General features: G+C 70.5%; 14 protein-coding genes. 10 read left to right on the forward strand and 4 right to left on the reverse strand.

Translation table 11 applies throughout. The features are described 5' to 3' along the window. The first annotated feature begins 21 nt into the window (after positions 1 to 21). The 6 genes from D7044_RS28390 to D7044_RS28415 all read left to right on the forward strand — a co-directional run bounded on the left by D7044_RS28390 (position 22) and on the right by D7044_RS28415 (position 8,221). Positions 22 to 648 carry a class I SAM-dependent methyltransferase gene (locus tag D7044_RS28390; RefSeq protein WP_120690727.1) on the forward strand — a complete coding sequence of 209 codons (627 nt, stop codon included), beginning with the start codon at positions 22 to 24 and terminating at the stop codon, positions 646 to 648. 176 nt (positions 649 to 824) lie between these two features. Then, a complete protein-coding gene (locus D7044_RS28395) occupies positions 825 to 2,324 on the forward strand; it encodes an MFS transporter (RefSeq protein WP_120690728.1) in 1,500 nt (499 codons plus the stop codon). Between the two features lie 338 nt (positions 2,325 to 2,662). Continuing rightward, positions 2,663 to 5,149, forward strand: coding sequence for a glycoside hydrolase family 97 catalytic domain-containing protein (locus tag D7044_RS28400; RefSeq protein WP_120690729.1), 2,487 nt, complete (start codon positions 2,663 to 2,665; stop codon positions 5,147 to 5,149). Positions 5,150 to 5,176: 27 nt separating this feature from the next. Then, positions 5,177 to 6,424: an ABC transporter substrate-binding protein gene (locus tag D7044_RS28405; protein ID WP_120690730.1), complete on the forward strand. Its 1,248-nt coding sequence runs from the start codon at positions 5,177 to 5,179 to the stop codon at positions 6,422 to 6,424. Beyond that, the gene (locus tag D7044_RS28410) at positions 6,421 to 7,353 is read left to right on the forward strand and encodes a carbohydrate ABC transporter permease (RefSeq protein WP_233563323.1); all 933 of its coding nucleotides are present in this window, start codon (positions 6,421 to 6,423) and stop codon (positions 7,351 to 7,353) included. The genes D7044_RS28405 and D7044_RS28410 overlap by 4 nt, the downstream gene beginning before the upstream one ends. Continuing rightward, positions 7,346 to 8,221 carry a carbohydrate ABC transporter permease gene (locus tag D7044_RS28415; RefSeq protein ID WP_120680873.1) on the forward strand — a complete coding sequence of 292 codons (876 nt, stop codon included), beginning with the start codon at positions 7,346 to 7,348 and terminating at the stop codon, positions 8,219 to 8,221. The genes D7044_RS28410 and D7044_RS28415 overlap by 8 nt, the downstream gene beginning before the upstream one ends. Positions 8,222 to 8,299: 78 nt before the next feature. On the opposite strand, the gene D7044_RS28420 is transcribed toward D7044_RS28415, so the two are convergent. Beyond that, positions 8,300 to 9,601, reverse strand: coding sequence for an MFS transporter (locus D7044_RS28420; RefSeq protein WP_120680875.1), 1,302 nt, complete (start codon positions 9,599 to 9,601; stop codon positions 8,300 to 8,302). Between the two features lie 59 nt (positions 9,602 to 9,660). Here D7044_RS28420 and D7044_RS28425 point away from each other — a divergent pair, with 59 nt between their 5' ends. Further along, positions 9,661 to 10,617 (forward strand): ArsR/SmtB family transcription factor, encoded by a 957-nt coding sequence (locus D7044_RS28425; protein ID WP_147434735.1) that lies wholly within the window; start codon positions 9,661 to 9,663, stop codon positions 10,615 to 10,617. A gap of 33 nt (positions 10,618 to 10,650) precedes the next feature. Here the strand turns inward: D7044_RS28425 and D7044_RS28430 are convergent, their stop codons facing one another. After that, positions 10,651 to 11,544 carry an AraC family transcriptional regulator gene (locus D7044_RS28430; protein WP_120681127.1) on the reverse strand — a complete coding sequence of 298 codons (894 nt, stop codon included), beginning with the start codon at positions 11,542 to 11,544 and terminating at the stop codon, positions 10,651 to 10,653. Positions 11,545 to 11,677: 133 nt separating this feature from the next. Here D7044_RS28430 and D7044_RS28435 point away from each other — a divergent pair, with 133 nt between their 5' ends. Beyond that, the gene (locus tag D7044_RS28435; protein ID WP_120680881.1) at positions 11,678 to 12,376 is read left to right on the forward strand and encodes a suppressor of fused domain protein; all 699 of its coding nucleotides are present in this window, start codon (positions 11,678 to 11,680) and stop codon (positions 12,374 to 12,376) included. 99 nt (positions 12,377 to 12,475) lie between these two features. Here the strand turns inward: D7044_RS28435 and D7044_RS28440 are convergent, their stop codons facing one another. After that, a complete protein-coding gene (locus D7044_RS28440; RefSeq protein ID WP_120680883.1) occupies positions 12,476 to 12,745 on the reverse strand; it encodes a YciI family protein in 270 nt (89 codons plus the stop codon). A 59-nt stretch (positions 12,746 to 12,804) separates the two neighbouring features. On the opposite strand from D7044_RS28440, the gene D7044_RS28445 reads away from it, so the two are divergent. Both D7044_RS28445 and D7044_RS28450 read left to right on the forward strand, forming a co-directional pair. Next, the gene (locus D7044_RS28445; protein WP_120680885.1) at positions 12,805 to 13,485 is read left to right on the forward strand and encodes a Crp/Fnr family transcriptional regulator; all 681 of its coding nucleotides are present in this window, start codon (positions 12,805 to 12,807) and stop codon (positions 13,483 to 13,485) included. A gap of 61 nt (positions 13,486 to 13,546) precedes the next feature. Continuing rightward, positions 13,547 to 13,930 (forward strand): VOC family protein, encoded by a 384-nt coding sequence (locus tag D7044_RS28450; RefSeq protein ID WP_120680887.1) that lies wholly within the window; start codon positions 13,547 to 13,549, stop codon positions 13,928 to 13,930. A gap of 132 nt (positions 13,931 to 14,062) precedes the next feature. Here D7044_RS28450 and D7044_RS28455 read toward each other — a convergent pair whose 3' ends face one another. Continuing rightward, entirely contained in the window at positions 14,063 to 14,647 is a 585-nt protein-coding gene (locus D7044_RS28455) for a carboxymuconolactone decarboxylase family protein (RefSeq protein ID WP_233565155.1), read from the reverse strand. Between the last annotated feature and the right edge of the window lie 1,196 nt (positions 14,648 to 15,843).

The raw sequence follows: 15,843 nt of genomic DNA on the forward strand, positions 1-15,843 counted from the left end.
GTGCGCGGTCAGGATCGCCCCATGACCCACGCATTCGACAAGGACTACTGGGACCAGCACTGGCAGCAGCGGCACGGTGACTCGCCCGCCGCGCGGGCCGGCAAACCCCCGAACCCCTACCTCACCCGGGAAGCCGGGGACCTGGCGGTCGGCAGCGTGCTCGATGCCGGCTGCGGCGTCGGCGCCGAGGCGATCTGGCTCGCCGCCCACGGGTGGCGGGTCACCGCCGTCGACATCGCCCCCGAAGCCCTCGCCCTCGCCGCCGAGCACGCCGCGACCAGCGCACTGGCCGGGGACGTGCGGTGGATCGAGGCGGACCTGACCGTCTGGGCGCCGGAGGCGCGCTTCGACCTGGTCACGACCCACTACGCGCACCCGGTGATGCCGCAGCTGGCCTTCTACGACCGGATCTCCGCCTGGGTGGCGCCCGGCGGCACCCTGCTGATCGTCGGGCACCTGCACGCCCCGACGGCCGGCGAGCACGGGCACCACCCGCCCGCCGAGGCCTCCGTCACCCTCGCGGACATCACCGCGGGCCTGGACCCCACCCGGTGGGAGATCACCACCGCCGAGGAGCACGTTCGCACGATCCCCGGCCGGCCGATCCCGCTGCACGACGTCGTCGTCCGCGCCACCCGGCGCGCCTGATCACACCACCTGCTCAGCGCCGGCGCGCACCGCTCCGGCGCCGTATCAACCTGCGCTTCTCGAAGGGAAATCGCGCGCTCTCCCCGGACCTGTCCGCTCAGCCGGAAGTCGTCGACACGACGGTCCACGACCCACGCCGGCGTCGCGCGATCCTGATCGCGGTCTGCGTCGCCCTCATGGCGGTCATCGCCTCCGTCTCCGGGCTGAACGTCGCCCAGCAGGAGATCGCTGTCGCGTTCCACGCCTCGCAGAGCACCGTCCTGTGGATCATCAACATCTACACGATCAGCCTGGCCGCGCTGCTGCTACCGCTCGGCGCTCTCGGCGACCGATGGGGACGCCGGCCCGTACTCCTCGCCGGCCTGGTCGTCTTCGCGGTGGCGAGCGCGGCGGCCGGTCTCGCGACCTCGTCGGAGGTCATGCTCGCGGCGCGGCTGCTCAGCGGCGTCGGCGCGGCGATGATCATGCCGGTCACCCTGGCCGTCATCACCTCCACGTTTCCCGACGGCGAGCGCGCCAAGGCGATCGGTGTCTGGACCGGCGTCGCCGGCGGTGGCGGCATCCTGGGGATGTACCTCTCCGCGACCCTGGTGGACCTCGCCAGCTGGCGGTGGCTGTTCGTCCTGCCGGTCGTACTCGTCGCCGTGGCCATCACCATGGCGCTGCGCTCCGTACCGAACTCGCGGGAGAGGTCGGAACACGGGTTCGACGTCATCGGTTCGCTGACCTCCGTGATCGCCGCGGTCGGGCTCATCGTCGTCCTGCACGAGGGCCCGGTGCAGGGGTGGAGCGCTCCGGTGACGCTTCTGAGCCTGCTCGTCGGCGTCACCGGCGCCGTCGGGTTCGTGCTGTGGGAGCGACGCCGGCCGGCTCCCCTGCTCGACGTCCGTCTCTTCCGTGAGCGGCCGCTCACCAGCGGATCCATGACGCTCCTGGTGGTCTTCGGCGTGCAGGCCGGGATCTTCGTCGTCCTCTTCCCGTACTTCCAGGCGGTCCTCGGTTGGTCCGGTCTGCGCGCCACCCTGGCGCTCATGCCGATGGCGGTGACGATGATGCTCGCCTCCGGCCTCGCCCCACGACTGGCCGCGCGCGTCGGCGGGCGTACGACGATGGCTGCCGGCATCCTCCTCGGCGGCGCGGGTCTGGCGTTGATGGCCACCTTCGTCTCCGTCGACGGTGGATACCTCTCCGTCCTGCCCGGGATGCTCGCCATGGGGCTCGGCATGGGTTTGAGCCAGACGCCCGCGACCGAGGCCATCACCTCCTCCCTGCCGCGGGAACGTCAAGGTGTGGCCTCCGCGCTCAACGACGTCACCAGGGAGTTCGGCACCGCGCTCGGGGTCGCGCTGCTCGGGGCCGTGCTCTCCGCCGGCTACCGCGACGCCATCGGCTCCCGGCTCGATGGGATGCCGGACAGCACCGGCGACGCCGCCCGCGACGGCATCGCCAACGCGATTGCCTCCGCTGACACAGCCGGCACCCAGGCCGAGGCCGTGATCCGCGCCGCCCAGGACTCCTTCGTGGACGGCTGGCGACAGGCCATGTGGGCCGGAGTCGCTGTCCTGACCATCCTCTTCGGGTACGTCATCGCCCGAGGTCACCGGCCCGGCCCGGCCGGTACCGCCGGCGCAGCGACGGGCGGAGCGCGCCCTACGGGGGACACCATCTCCCGGTAGGCCCTCGTCACGTCGTGTTGCGTGAGGTGGCTTCTTCGGCCGTGGCGGATCTCCGGGCGGGGGCAGGTATAGCCCGGAGCCCCACACGTCTGGGCGGCCACCAAGGGCATCCGAGCACGTCCCGCGGTGTGCGCGCCGGCCCGACCGTCACCCGCTGATCGTCCCTGCGGAGGGAGACACGGGCGGGGTCGAGCCGCCGCGCGGCCCTCTCATACAGCGGCGAATCGTCCAGGTCCCGAGTCCGAATGAACATTCCCGCCGGGCTGCCGTGAACCTAGCGTCGGAAGCCGCCGAGCAGGGGATCCGCCCGTTCGGCTCCCGCACGGCACGGAGACGATGTGGCCAACGAAATCGGTCCGGCGGCGCTGCTTGAGCGCGTCGAACCCCAGGTGGAGACGCGAGCGGACGCCATCGTCCTGACGGTGCGGCGCGCCGGACGGATCGTCCTCGACGGGGTCCGGCTGGGCCTCCGCGTCGGCGGCGTCGACCTGGACGCCGGCTCCGTCCTTCTCCGGTCCCGCGTCCGCGAGATCACCGACGAGTGGACCGCCCGCTCCGGCAAGGCGACCGGCACCCACCGGTACACGCACGTCGAGACGGTTCACGAGCTGCGCCACGACAGCGGCGTCGAGTGGCAGATCCACGTCCGGGCGAGCGGGGATGGGGTGGCGGTCCGCTACGCGCTCGCCCGGCTGGAGGGTCACGGCCGTCTCGACGCCGACCACACCCGGCTCCGGTTCGAGCCCGACGCCCGGGTGTGGGCGCTCGACTACCAGACCTGGTACGAGACGCCGCGCGTCGGCGCCGACCTGGCCGAGCTGCCCGCCGGGGCGTACGGCTTCCCGCTGCTCGTGCGCCTGCCGCGGGCGGGGGCGTACGTCCTGCTCACCGAGGCGGCGATCGACGGCCGTTTCAGCGGCGCCCACGCCGAGCTCGACGACGACGGTGAGCTGCGGTTCGTGGCGGCCGACGAGTCGGTCGAGATCACCCGCGGTCCGGTGACCCCCTGGCGGGTGTTCCTGATCGGTGATCTCGCCACGATCGTCGAGAGCCGCTTCGTCGACGAGTTGGCGCCCGCCCCGCTCGACCCGGCCGGCGACCTGCGCTGGGTGCGCCCGGGCCGGGCCGCCTGGTCGTGGTGGTCGGACTTCTACTCCGGCGCGCAGCTGCACCGGCAGCGACACTTCGTCGACGTCGCGGCCCACTTCGGCTGGGAGCATCTGCTCATCGACTGCGGCTGGGACGAGACCTGGGTACCGGAGATCGTCGCCTACGCGAGTCGCCGTGGCATCCAGGTGCACCTGTGGGTGGTCTGGCACGACCTCGACGGGCCGGAGAAGCTGGCGAAGCTCGCCCTGTGGCGGTCCTGGGGCGTCGCCGGCATCAAGGTCGACTTCATGGAGTCCGAGTCGAAGGACCGCTACCGCTGGTACGACACGATCCTCGCCGAGACGGCCCGGCTCGGCCTGCACGTGAACTTCCACGGCTCGGTCATCCCGCGAGGGTGGGCGCGGACCTGGCCGCAGGTCATCGGCTACGAAGCCGTCCGCGGCAGCGAGTACTACGTCTTCTACCAGGGCACGCCCCTGACCGCCGTGCACAACGTGATCCAGCCGTTCACCCGCAACGTCGTCGGCGCGATGGACTACACGCCTGTCGCGTTCGCCGCGCCGGGACGGACCACGAGCGACGGCCACGAACTCGCCCTCAGCGTCGCCTTCGAATGCGGCATCACCCACTTCGCCGACGACGTCGACGCCTACCTCGCCCGGCCGGACGCCGCGCGGTTCCTCGCGGAACTCGCACCCTCCTGGGAGGAGACGGTGCTGCTCGCCGGTGACCCCGACCACGAGGCGGTCATCGCCCGTCGGCACGGCGACCGTTGGTTCCTCGGCGGCATCGCCACCGGCCCGGCGCGCCGGCTCACCGTCCCACTCGACCGCCTGGCGCTCGGACCGGGCGACGCGTGGATCGTCGGCGACGGCGCGGCGGGCGGCCTGACCTCCCACCGGCGCCCGGTCGACGACAAGCTGGTCGTCGACGTGGCGGAGAACGGCGGCTTCGTCGCCGTCGTCGCCGCCCGTGGCACCCGGCTGCACCGGGCCGTCGCGCGGCCCGAGCACGCCGCACCGCGGGTGGATCCGCCCGTCCAACTGCTCGGCCCGGACGGCGCGGCCGTCCTGCTGACCGAGGGACAGCTGCGACTGCCGCCCGGCTGGTCAGCGGAGCGCCTCGCCGACGACCGGTGGAGGATCGAGGCGCCCGCCGCCCTGGCACCCGGGCGGGCGGGTGTGGTCACCGTCGAGACGCCGGGTGAGGACGGGGTGCCGGTTGTGGCGCACGCCCGCCTGTTCCGACCTCTGACGCCCGGATCCCATCGCCTGTCGGCGCTGACCATGGTCGCGTTCAACAACGAGAGCGGTCCGATCGAACGCGACCGGAGCAACGGTGGCGGCAACCCGGACGACGGCCGCCGCATGAGCATCGCCGGGGTGGAGTTCGACGACGGGCTCGGCGCGTCCACGCCGTCGCGGATCGAGCTCTACCCGGGCGGTTGCGCCGACCGGTTCACCGCCCGCATCGGCGTCGACGACGAGACCCCGGGCACCGCCGCCCGGATGAGCGTGCACGCCGACGGGGTCGAGCTGTTCGCCGTCGACGTCCGCGCGGGTGAGCCGCCGCGCGACATCGAGCTCCACATCCGCGGCGCCGCCACGCTCAGCCTGCGGGCGGACGCCCTGCCCGAGCACCCGGAGCCGGCCCACGTCGACTGGGCGTCGGGCCGCCTCCACCACCACACCGCCACCACCCCGGCCGAGCAATGAAGCCCGGCCACCACCAAGGGAGAAACCATGCGACACGGCAAGAGATGGATCGCCGCCGCGGCCGTGCTGGCCGCCCTCGCCGCGACCGGCTGCAGCGGCAGCGGCGGGGGAGACGGCAAGGTCACCTTGAGCTACGCGACCTGGAGTGACGACCAGAAGCCGGCCATGGAGGCGATCGCCAAGGCCTTCGAGGACAAGCACCCCAACATCGATGTCCAGGTGCAGGTCCTGCCGTGGCCCGAATACTGGTCCACCCTTCAGGTCGGCGCGGCGGGACGCACCGCACCGGACGCGTTCTGGATGCTCGCCGACCAGTTCCCGGCGTACGCCAAGGGCAAGCAGCTGCTCGACATCACCGACGCGGTCAAGGCCGCGGGCGTGGACCTGGCCGCGTACCCGAAGGCGGTCCTCGACCTGTACGACGTCGACGGCAAGCTCTACGGCCTGCCGAAGGACTTCGACACGAACGGGATCTGGTTCAACAAGGCCCTCTTCGACAAGGCCGGCGTCGCCTACCCGGACGACACCTGGACCTGGGACGACGCGCGTGCTGCCGCCCGTAAACTCACGAACCCCGCTGCGGGTGTGTGGGGCATCGCCGCCCCGATCGACCGCCAGGGCGGGTACTACAACAGCATCTACCAGGCCGGCGGCAAGGTGATCGGCGACGACGGCAAGGCCGCCATCGACAGCCCGGAGGCCGTCTCCGGTCTGCAGTTCTGGACGCAGCTGCACGCCGACGGGCTCTCGCCGACGCTGAAGCAGCTCTCCGACACCGAAGCGGTGCAGATGTTCATGGACCAGAAGGTCGCCATGTACTTCTCCGGCTCCTTCTGGGCCCAGCGCCTCTACGGCGACCAGGCGCTGCGGCCCAACGTCGGCGTCGCGCCGCTGCCGAAGGCGAAGCAGCGGGCCACGATGATCAGCGGCATCCTCAACGCCGGGTACGCCGGCACCAAGCACCCCAAGGAGCTCGCCGAGTTCCTCATCTTCGCCAGCGGCAAGGACGCGGCCGTCATCCAGGCCAAGAGCGGTGCGGTGCTGCCCGCGTACCAGGACACGCAGCAGGGCTGGCTCGACGCGATGCCCGAGTTCAACCTGAAGGTCTTCGTCGACGCCGTCGACTACTCGGTGCCGCTGCCGATCGCCGGTGACGCCGCCAAGTGGACCGGCCTGGAGACCCAGTACCTCGGTCCGGCGTGGGAGGGCAAGCAGAACGCTGCCGAAGCCGCCCGGGCGTACAACACAGCGATCAACGAGGTCCTCGCGAAGTGACCACCGACGTCGTCAGCCCTCCCGCGCGGCAGCGGACCCGCCGCCGCGCGGGAGGGCTCCTGCCCGCACCCGGCTGGGGCTATCTGATGATCGCTCCGGCGTTCGTCGGCCTCGTCGCCTTCTACGTCTGGCCGTTCCTCACCACGTTCGGTAAGAGCTTCATGGACGTTCCGGCCTTCGGGCCCGGCACGTTCACCGGCGTCGACAACTACACCGAGCTGCTGGGCGACGCGCGCTTCTGGCAGGCGCTGCGCAACTCCGCGCTCTACACGGCGATCCTGCTGCTCGGCGTACCCGTCGCTATCGTGCTCGCCGCGCTCATCGAGCAGGTCGGCCGCGGCCGCGCCCTCTACCGGGTGCTCTTCTTCCTGCCGGTGGTGACCCTGCCGGTGGCGATCAGCATGGTCTGGCGCTTCATCTACAACGGCGACTTCGGCCTGCTGAACTACGTCCTCTCCCTGGTCGGTGTGCCCGGGCAGTACTGGGTCGCCGACGCCACCTTCACCATCTACGCGGTCGGTGTCGTCGGCATCTGGATGAGCCTCGGCATCAACCTGATCATCCTCGGCGCCGGGCTCCAGGGGATCCCGCAGGACCTCTACGAGGCCTCCGCGCTCGACGGGGCGGGGCGGGTACGCCAGTTCTTCCGGATCACCCTGCCGCTGCTGTCGCCGAGCGTGTTCCTGGTGACCGTGCTGACCGTGATCTCGGCGCTGCAGATGTTCGACCTGATCTTCGTGATGCTGCGCAGCGTCAACAACACCGCGCTCGCCGACTCGAAGACCATCGTCTACCTCTTCTACGAGAAGGCCTTCGTGGAGTTCGACCAGGGGTACGGCGCGGCGATCGCCATCGTGCTCCTCATGGTGATCATGGCTGCCACCCTCCTCCAGTTCCGCCTGCAACGCCGGTGGGTGTTCTATGACTGATCAGATCCTGCGAAGCAGGCGCACGGACCGGGCGGCGACCGGATCGAAGGCGTCCCGCCACGGCGAATGGGTCATCCACCTCGTCCTCGCCGCCGCAGCGCTCGTCATGGTGGCGCCCTTCGTCTGGCAACTGCTCACCATCTTCAAATCCAACCGTGAAGCGTCCCAGATGCCGCCGACGCTCCTGCCGGACGACCCGACGACCGGCGCCTTCGCCACGTTCTTCGGCTCGGTGCCGTTCTGGGCGCAGCTCACCGTCTCAGTCTCCGCGCTCGTGCTCCGCGTGATCGGGCAGCTCACCGTCTCCGCCCTCGCCGGCTACGCGTTCGCCCGGCTCCGGTTCCCGGGACGCCGGCTCCTGTTCGGGCTCTTCATCGCCATGCTCATGGTGCCGAGTCAACTCTTCCTCATCGGACAATTCGAGATCATCAGAGACTTCGAGCTGCTCGACACCATCCCCGCGCTGGCGATCCCGGGCATGTTCTCGGCGTTCGGGATCTTCCTGATGCGGCAGGCGTTCATGTCGATCCCCGCCGGATTCGAAGAGGCGGCCCGACTCGACGGCGCCGGACCCCTGCGCACCTTCTGGTACGTCATGCTCCCGATGGCCCGCCCCACCATGGCGGCGCTGGCCGTCCTCACCTCGCTCTACTCCTGGAACGACCTGCTCTGGCCGCTCATCGTGACCCCGCGCGGCGACAAACGCCCGATCACCGTCGGCCTGGCCGGCCTCCAGGGGCAGTTCGGAACCGACTACCCGACCCTCATGGCCGGCGCGCTCGTCGCGTCGCTGCCGCTCATCATCATCTTCCTGGTGCTGCAGCGGCAGTTCTTCTCCGGCATCGCCAGCAGCGGTCTGAAAGGCTGACCGGTCGTCGGTCGGCGCTGGACAGGCGCCGACCGGCGACCGCAGCGCTGTCGCGACCCGGAACGTGACCCGGACAGTTCAGGATCGGTGCGGGTGGGCCGGCACAGGTTCGTCAAACGCAGTCGCGCGGGCCTCCACCCGCCGGAACTCCGGCGACGTGACCGTCCGCAACGTCGCGGCAAGCACGAGGACGCAAACTCCTGCCCCGCCCCAGAAGACCGCCCGTACGCCGATCAGTTCCGCGGTCAACCCGGCGACCAGGGCCCCCAGCGGCATCGATCCCCAACTGGTCAGCCGGCTGACCCCGCTGTAACGCCCCATCATCTCCTCGGGCACGACGAGCGCACGCAACGAGCTGTAGGTGACGTTCCAGGCACCGGAGCCGGCACCGCCCAGCACGGTCGTCACGGCGATCAGCCATGCGGACGAGGAGACCGCCGGCGCTGCCAGCAGCACGGCGAGACAAGCCATCGACGTGACGAGGACGACCTGCCGTCCCAGCCGACGAATGAGGGCGGGCGCGACGGAGGCGCCCACGACGCCACCCACTCCCAGCCCGCCGATCAGCAGCCCGTACTCCGAGTGGCTCAGGTCCAACGGCCCGGGTGCGACCGCGTACACGACGATGACCGCCGTCCAGGCCGCCCAGCATCCGCTCGCCGCGCCCGCCACCAGCAGCAAGGTCCGTAGAGCCCTCTCCCGCCACACGTACTGCACGCCCTCCCGGATCTCCGCGCGGAGGCTCGGCGCGCCCGCCGTCGAGCTGGAGTGGCGGCCGCTGCGGTAGTGACCGGTCATGATCGTCAAGGCGAGCAGCGCGCCTGCGTAGCCCACCGCGCCGGCGCCGAGCGCGACGGCCAGTCCGGCGGCGGCCAGCAGGCCACCCAGTGGCGGCCCGATGAACTCGTTCGCCGCGGTCTCGGTCGCCGTCAACTTCGCGAACGCGGATTCCATGCGGTTGCGGGGCACCACCATCGGCACGACCGACATCCGGGTCGTGTCGGCGAACACCTCGGCGGTGCCGAGGAGCAGCGCCCCCGCATACAGCCCGGCCAGCGGCAGCAGCTCCGCGAGGACCCCTCCCACGAGCACGGCGAGGGCCAGGGCGCGTACGGCGGCCATCGTCATGATCAGGTGCCGGCGGTCCACCCGGTCGGCGAGCACGCCCGCGGGCAGCGAGAACAACAGCCAGGGCAGGGTGTTGGCCAGGGTGACGCCGGCGACCAGCGCAGGGGAGTCCGTCATCGAGACGGCCACCAGGGGCAGGGCCAGCTTGACGACGCCGTCGGCCAGGTTGGTGACCGCGGCACCGGCCCAGAGGGCCCTGAAGTTCCGCGCGCCCACGGTCGTCGGGTCGCCCGGCTGGATGTTGGTCGGCATGGCCAGGGAGGTTGCCGCACCCCGCGGCGTCACCCTAGAGTTTCGACCGGAGGCGAAACGTGGCGGTGTTCCTGGTCGACGCCGAAACGATGGCGGAGGCGCGTTTCGGCACGTCACCGCTCACCGAGACGTTGGCGGCGCTCAACATCCTGCGCCGAGGTCAACCACTTCCCTGGCACCGGGCCTGGCGCGACCGGCACGTCGGCGCCTTTCACGACTATCTCCACGACGACCCGGTGAGCGCGGCCATCGTGGCCCACGCCATCTCGTCCTCCTGGATGGCCGACTTCCTGACGGTGCCGCCCGCGCGTCCCGACATGACGCTGGACGACGAACTCGTGGCGCTGGAGTCACTGCCGGACGAGCAGATCCGCGCCGACCTGGCCCACGTACGTTCCCCGCTCGCCCCGGAATTACGTGGCCCCGGGTTGGCGCGCCGGACGGGCGCTCTGTTGCGCTGGGTCTGGCACCACACGATCGAGCCGGACTGGCCGCGCCGTCAATCGGTGCTGCGCGCCGATGTGGTGTCCCGGATCGCCCGCCTGGGCCGAGACGGCTGGTCCGGGGTCATCAACGACATACGGCCGGGCACCCGTTGGCTCGGCGACGGTCGGCTGCAGATCGAGGAGCGGCCATACCCACCATGCGACGTGCGGGGCAGGAGACTCACCTTCTTCGCGGCGCACTGCCGGGGAGGCTGGATCTCCTGGAGGTTGCCCGACCGCTTCGGGATCGTCTATCCGGTGACGGGGATCTTCACCGAGGCGGCTCTAAACACGCCGGATCCGCTGCGTCGCCTACTGGGAACCGCGCGGAGCAGAATTCTGGTCCAGGCGTCCGAGCCGATCAGCACGACCGCGGTGGTCGCCGCGACCGGACTGCCGCTCGGCACGGTCGGTGGTCACCTGCGCGTCCTCACCGAGGCCGGTCTGCTCCGGAAACGCCGGTCAGGCCGGGAGGTCCTCTACTGGTGGACGGATGCGGCCCGGGCGCTCGTGGCCGGCGCCGCACCGTAGTGACCGCGCAGAACAAGTCAACGTTCCGCCGGGTCACACCTCGAAGGCAGCATCAGCGACCTCGTAGCCCTCATGGCGGCGGCGGAACCCGCTCGGACTCAACCCGTGGTGCTTCCGGAAGACCCGCGAGAAGTAGAACGCGTCGTCGAAGCCGAGCTCGGATGCGATCTCGGTGACCGTCGCGTCCGTCGTGTCGAGCAACTGCCGCGCCCTCGCCATCCGCAGGGCGGTGTGGTGAGCCAACACCCCGCCTCCGGTCGCCCTGCGGAACAGGGTGCTCAGATGCGACGGCGACACCCCCACCAGTCGCGCCAGCTCGGGCACCTTCACCTTCCCGTCGAGCCGTTCGGCCAGGTAACTCATGGCGCGCTGCAACGGGTCCCCCGGTTCGGGGAGCAGCCGGTCGACGCTGAGTTGCGTCAGCAGTTTCCACGCGGTCCCCGCCGCGCCCAGCAGGCGAACGGGCGACTGGTCGCGCTCGAGGTAGGTGACGATCTCGTCCATGAGCGCCACCGCCCGACCGATGGAGCGCACCGGCACCACCGGCCGCGCGGTCGTGGCCTCCAGGCAGTCAGCGAGCTTGGAGACGTCGGACCCCATCAGGTGCGCCCACCAGATCGTCCAGGGGCTGCGCTCGTCGGCACCGTATTCGTGCGCGACGCCACGGGGAATGACGAGCGCCTGCCAGGCCCCGACCCGATGCATTCCCGAGCCGACGCGCGCCCAGCCCGAGCCCGAGGCGCAGATGATCAGGAGCACCTCGGGGGTGCCTCGGGGACGATGCATCCGGTGGTCGGCGGCGTCCGGGTAGTACCCGGCGTCGGTGACGACGAGCCGTCCCGTGATCGGGCGCCGTAGCGCCTCGGCGACGAGCGGGCGGGGCACCGAGGTCAACCGCTGCCCCCGAAATCCCTCCTGGAGCGGCACGGGGCCCATCGTGCGCGGTCACCAGCGAATTGTCCATGTCGTGGCGCATCGATTGCGCCACGACGCCCGGCCCCCGACCTCCGGGCGCGGGCGGTTCCGCTCACTGTCGGAGCGTGGCCTAGGCTCCGTCGTCGTGGATGAGCCGCGCGGGTCAGGGGTCCTTCGTCATCAGTCTCTGCACGACGGGTTCGTGGCGGCGCAGGGGCCCCGGCAGGGCTTCGCCGAGGCGATCGATCGGCACATCGAGGAGCACTTCGGGCCGGTCGAGTTCGTCTACCACGAGATCGCCTCCCACCTGGTCGGAGTGCACGTCTACGTGGTGGGGCCGACCGAGGAACGCCCGTACCGGACGCTGATCACCTCTGGGATGAGTGACCTGCCGATGACCGTCCCGGACGGCCACGACATCAGTCGGTACGCCGAACTGATGCTCAGCCTGCCGGCCGACTGGCCGCTGACCGAGGTGACCGGGTTGAACGAGGAGCCGACCGGCTGGCCGGTGCGCCTGATCAAGGAGATCGCTCGACTGCCGCACGAGTACGGCAGCTGGATCGGCGAATGGCACTCGGTGCCGAACGGCGACCCCGCGCAGCCCTACGCGACCGGCACCCCGTTCGCCGGGGTCGTCGTCACGCCGATGCTGCGTGTGCCGGCCGAGGCGCGAGCGATCGAGGTGCCCGACGGCAGCCGGATCGAGTTGCTCGCGCTGATCCCGCTGCACCCCGACGAGGTGGCAGTCAAGATCGAACGCGGAACGAACGCCCTCATCGAGATTCTGGACCGAGGTCGCGTCACCGAACTGCTCGACCCGGACCGGCCGTCGTACGCCTGACACCCCCGCTGACCAGGAGAAATGGGCGCGTTTCTGACGTGGCGATCGGCGCGCTGCCGGTCCTGGCCGCAAGACCCAGGTGAGGCGGGTGCTGGCCGCTCAGGACCGCGCCGGCCCCACCACCGGCGACCATTCGCGCACCGAGGTCACCTCGACGCCGGGCGTCGTGTAGTACGGGTCCTCGGCGAGGATCTGTTCCGCCCGCGCCCGGTCCACGGTGAAGACGAGCAGCGCGCCCGAGTCGTCCGCCCAGGGGCCCGAGGCCAGCACCTCGCCTGCCTCGTAGAGGGCGTGCAGCCGCTCCCGGTGGGCGGGGCGGGCTTCGAGGCGCCGCGGATCGTCGGTGAAGGTGAGCTCGACACAGATCATGACCAGTACGGTATGCAGCCGACGGCCGCGCCGCTGTATCGCCGGATACAGTCCCCGGAATGACGGATCACGGCCTGGCCCGGGTGCCGATCTTCCGTACCCTCAACGGCGCCCGGCTCGACGAGATCGCGCGGCGGCACCCGGCCCGGTCGGTTCCCGCCGGCGTCGTGCTGGCCCGTGACGGCGACCGGGCCGACGACTTCGTGATCGTCGAGAGCGGTACCGTCTCCGCCACCCACGACACCTGGAACGGGTCCCGGGTCCGGTACGCGGCGATCACCGGGCCCGCCGTAGTCGACAAGGCAGCGGTGCTCGCGGGCGGCCGGCACACGGCGACCTGGACCGCCACCACCCCGTGCCGCGTCCGTCGGCTCCCGGCGAGCCTGCTGCGCCAGCTCATCGACACCGTGCCGGCGCTGCGCGATCACGTGCTGCGACACCTCTCCGAGCAGGTGAACCGGGACCGGCGGGCCATGCTCCGGCGGACGGGGCGCCCGGAGTTCCGGGTCGCATCCTGGCTCCTCGAAGCCGGCCAGGAGCGGGTCGGTCGGGTTCCGCTGCCGGGCTCCCAGGAGGGGCTCGGCGAGGAGATCGGGTTGTCCCGGGTGAGCGTCAACCGGGCGCTCCGGGGCCTCGCCTCCTCCGGCCTGCTGCGGGTGGAGCCGGCCGCGGTGGTGATCCTCGATCCGCCGGGGCTCGCCGCGGTCCGGGACGGTTCGCCGGCACTGCCACCCGCCTGAGTTGCGGGCGCGAAGCCGAGCGCGGTGGCGTCCGAAGCGAAAGTCGGGAAGGCTGGCGCCTATGGTTTCGGTGTTGCAGAACGTGGCGATCGACTGTGCGGATGCCTACAAGCTGGCTCGGTTCTGGAGCAGTGTGACCGGCCGTCCGCTGCACCCGGAGGACAGACCGGGCGACCGGGAGACTCAGGTGCAGCTGGCGGAGGGCCCGGTGCTGTACTTCAACCAGGTGCCCGAACCCAAGCAGATCAAGAACCGGATCCACCTGTGTCTGCGCCCGGAGACCTCCCGTGACCAGGAGGTGGAACGGCTGCTGGGCCTCGGGGCCACCTTCGTCGCCGATCACCGGAACCCTGACGGTTCGGGCTGGGCGGTCCTCGCCGACCCCGAGGGCAACGAATTCTGTGTTCTTCGCAGCGCGTCGGAACGAGCCGCGACGAACTCCTGAAGCGCACCGCCACCGTGGCCGGCCTCGCACGACCACCGGTCAGAAGAGACGGTGGTGGCGACGGAGCGGTCGCCAAGCCCCACCTCGGGGCAGCGGCTCCCTGCCGGTTGATGGCGCTGGGTGTGCCGACGGTCAGGCCGGCCGGCCGTACGTGACGGCCTCGCGGACAGACCGCGGTGCCTTCTCCGCGAGCTGCGTGTCGGGGCGGGCTCCCAGCGCATCGTTGATGGTGGAGAACGCCAGCCGGAACGCAATCCACGTCGTCGCCTCGAAGATCTCTCGGTCGGTGAGGCCCGCGGCGCGCAGGCGGTCGACGTCGGCCCGAGTCGTAGCATTCGGATCGTGGACGACCTGACGAGACCAGCCGGCCAGCACGGCCTCCCGCTCGGACAGGCCGCTGTCGACGCCTCGTAGCACCCCCGCGGCGGTCGCCTCGTCGCTGAGCTCGGCCAGCCTGGATCCCCAGGCGAGCGCACAGTATGCGTCGCCGCGGGCAGCGGCGGTGGCGGCGACCATGACGGCCACTTCCCGAGCCGACAGGCCGGACTCAGCCAGGAGATCGGCGCGCACGGCCTGGAAGGAATTCAGCACGTCGGGACGCCAGCCCCAGACGCGAGTGAGGTTGTTGACGTAGCCGTCGGAGGCGACATCGGCCTCGAAGGCGGCATTCACCGCCGGGCTCTGCGGCGGATCGGCGACGAAGGAAAGATCGCTCATAGCGGTCAGTGTGCTCCACGCGGCGATCACCACCCAACGACAGATCAACGACATGCGAGCGGGAAACGTCGGCGTGAACTCAGCCCTTGTGGACGGAGCTGTACGTCGAGCAGGGTTGCGGCCAAGAGGGTCGCCAGCATTGATTGCGTCGGGCGGGTTGCTGCCAGGTCGGCCGAACGAACTGCCCGCAAACGGGGTTGCTGAGGCGCGCGGTAGGCCTTTATCGTTCGTTCGCACCTCCCGGTGCGCAGGCAACGGCTACTTCCGCTCATAACGGGGAGACGCGGGTTCGAATCCCGCCGCCGCCTTTCGGCGGTGTCGACCAGCGGCCCAGGTCACCTTGGCCCGTAAGGGCCAGTCGCCGTCGCCGCCTTGGTCTCGGGAGGGGCGCTCACGCCGCATACCCGGTGCGACGGACACGGCTACTTCTGGCAAAGGGCCTGTAAAGCCCCCGCGGTTCGAATCCGCTAACTCCGTGTCCAACCTTGATCTCGGGTATGCGGCGTGACCGGCTTCGGAGGTCCGAAATCCTCTTGGCGATCGGGTGTCGTCGCGCGTAGGTTGTTGCCGCGCCTCCCGGTGCGAGGGTGACGGATCCTTCCTCTTCCGAAAACCGTCGCTGCCGTCGATCTCGGGGAGCGTTCACGCCGCATATCCGGTGCGCAGAAGACGGATACTTCTAATCTATGGGTCGGGGGTTCGAGTCCCCTCCAGCCTGCGGGCTGGTAGCTCAGATGGCAGAGCAATAGGCACTCTTCCGTCGTCGACTCTCGATCTCGGTTATGCGGCGTGATCTCTGCCTGTGACAGGACCGCAAATTCTGTTGCCCGCCCCCAATTGCCGCGGCTAGCGTCATCCACGCACTTCCCGGTGCGAAGGTGACGGTTACATCTTGGAGAGGCCACCCGGCCTCGGTGAAGAGTCCGTCCGTCACCGGGTTCCGGTCTCGGGAGGCGCCACCACACCGCACACCCGGTGCGCAGGCAACGGTTACTTCAGGGATCCGCGGGTTGGGGGTTCGAGTCCCCCGAGGCCTTCGGGCTGATAGCTCAATCGGACAGAGCAGCGGGCTAGGTCGTGTCTCGAAGTCAGATGGCGCGTGTCGGTGATCGATAGATAGCGAGGTCTCCGGTAGAGGGTTCATCGACGAAGAAGAACCTGAATACCGGAGACCTCGTGGCCACCATAGCGGTGAC

The sequence above is a fragment of the Micromonospora musae genome, assembly GCF_003626635.1.
In the GTDB taxonomy this organism is placed as follows: Bacteria; Actinomycetota; Actinomycetes; order Mycobacteriales; family Micromonosporaceae; genus Micromonospora; species Micromonospora musae.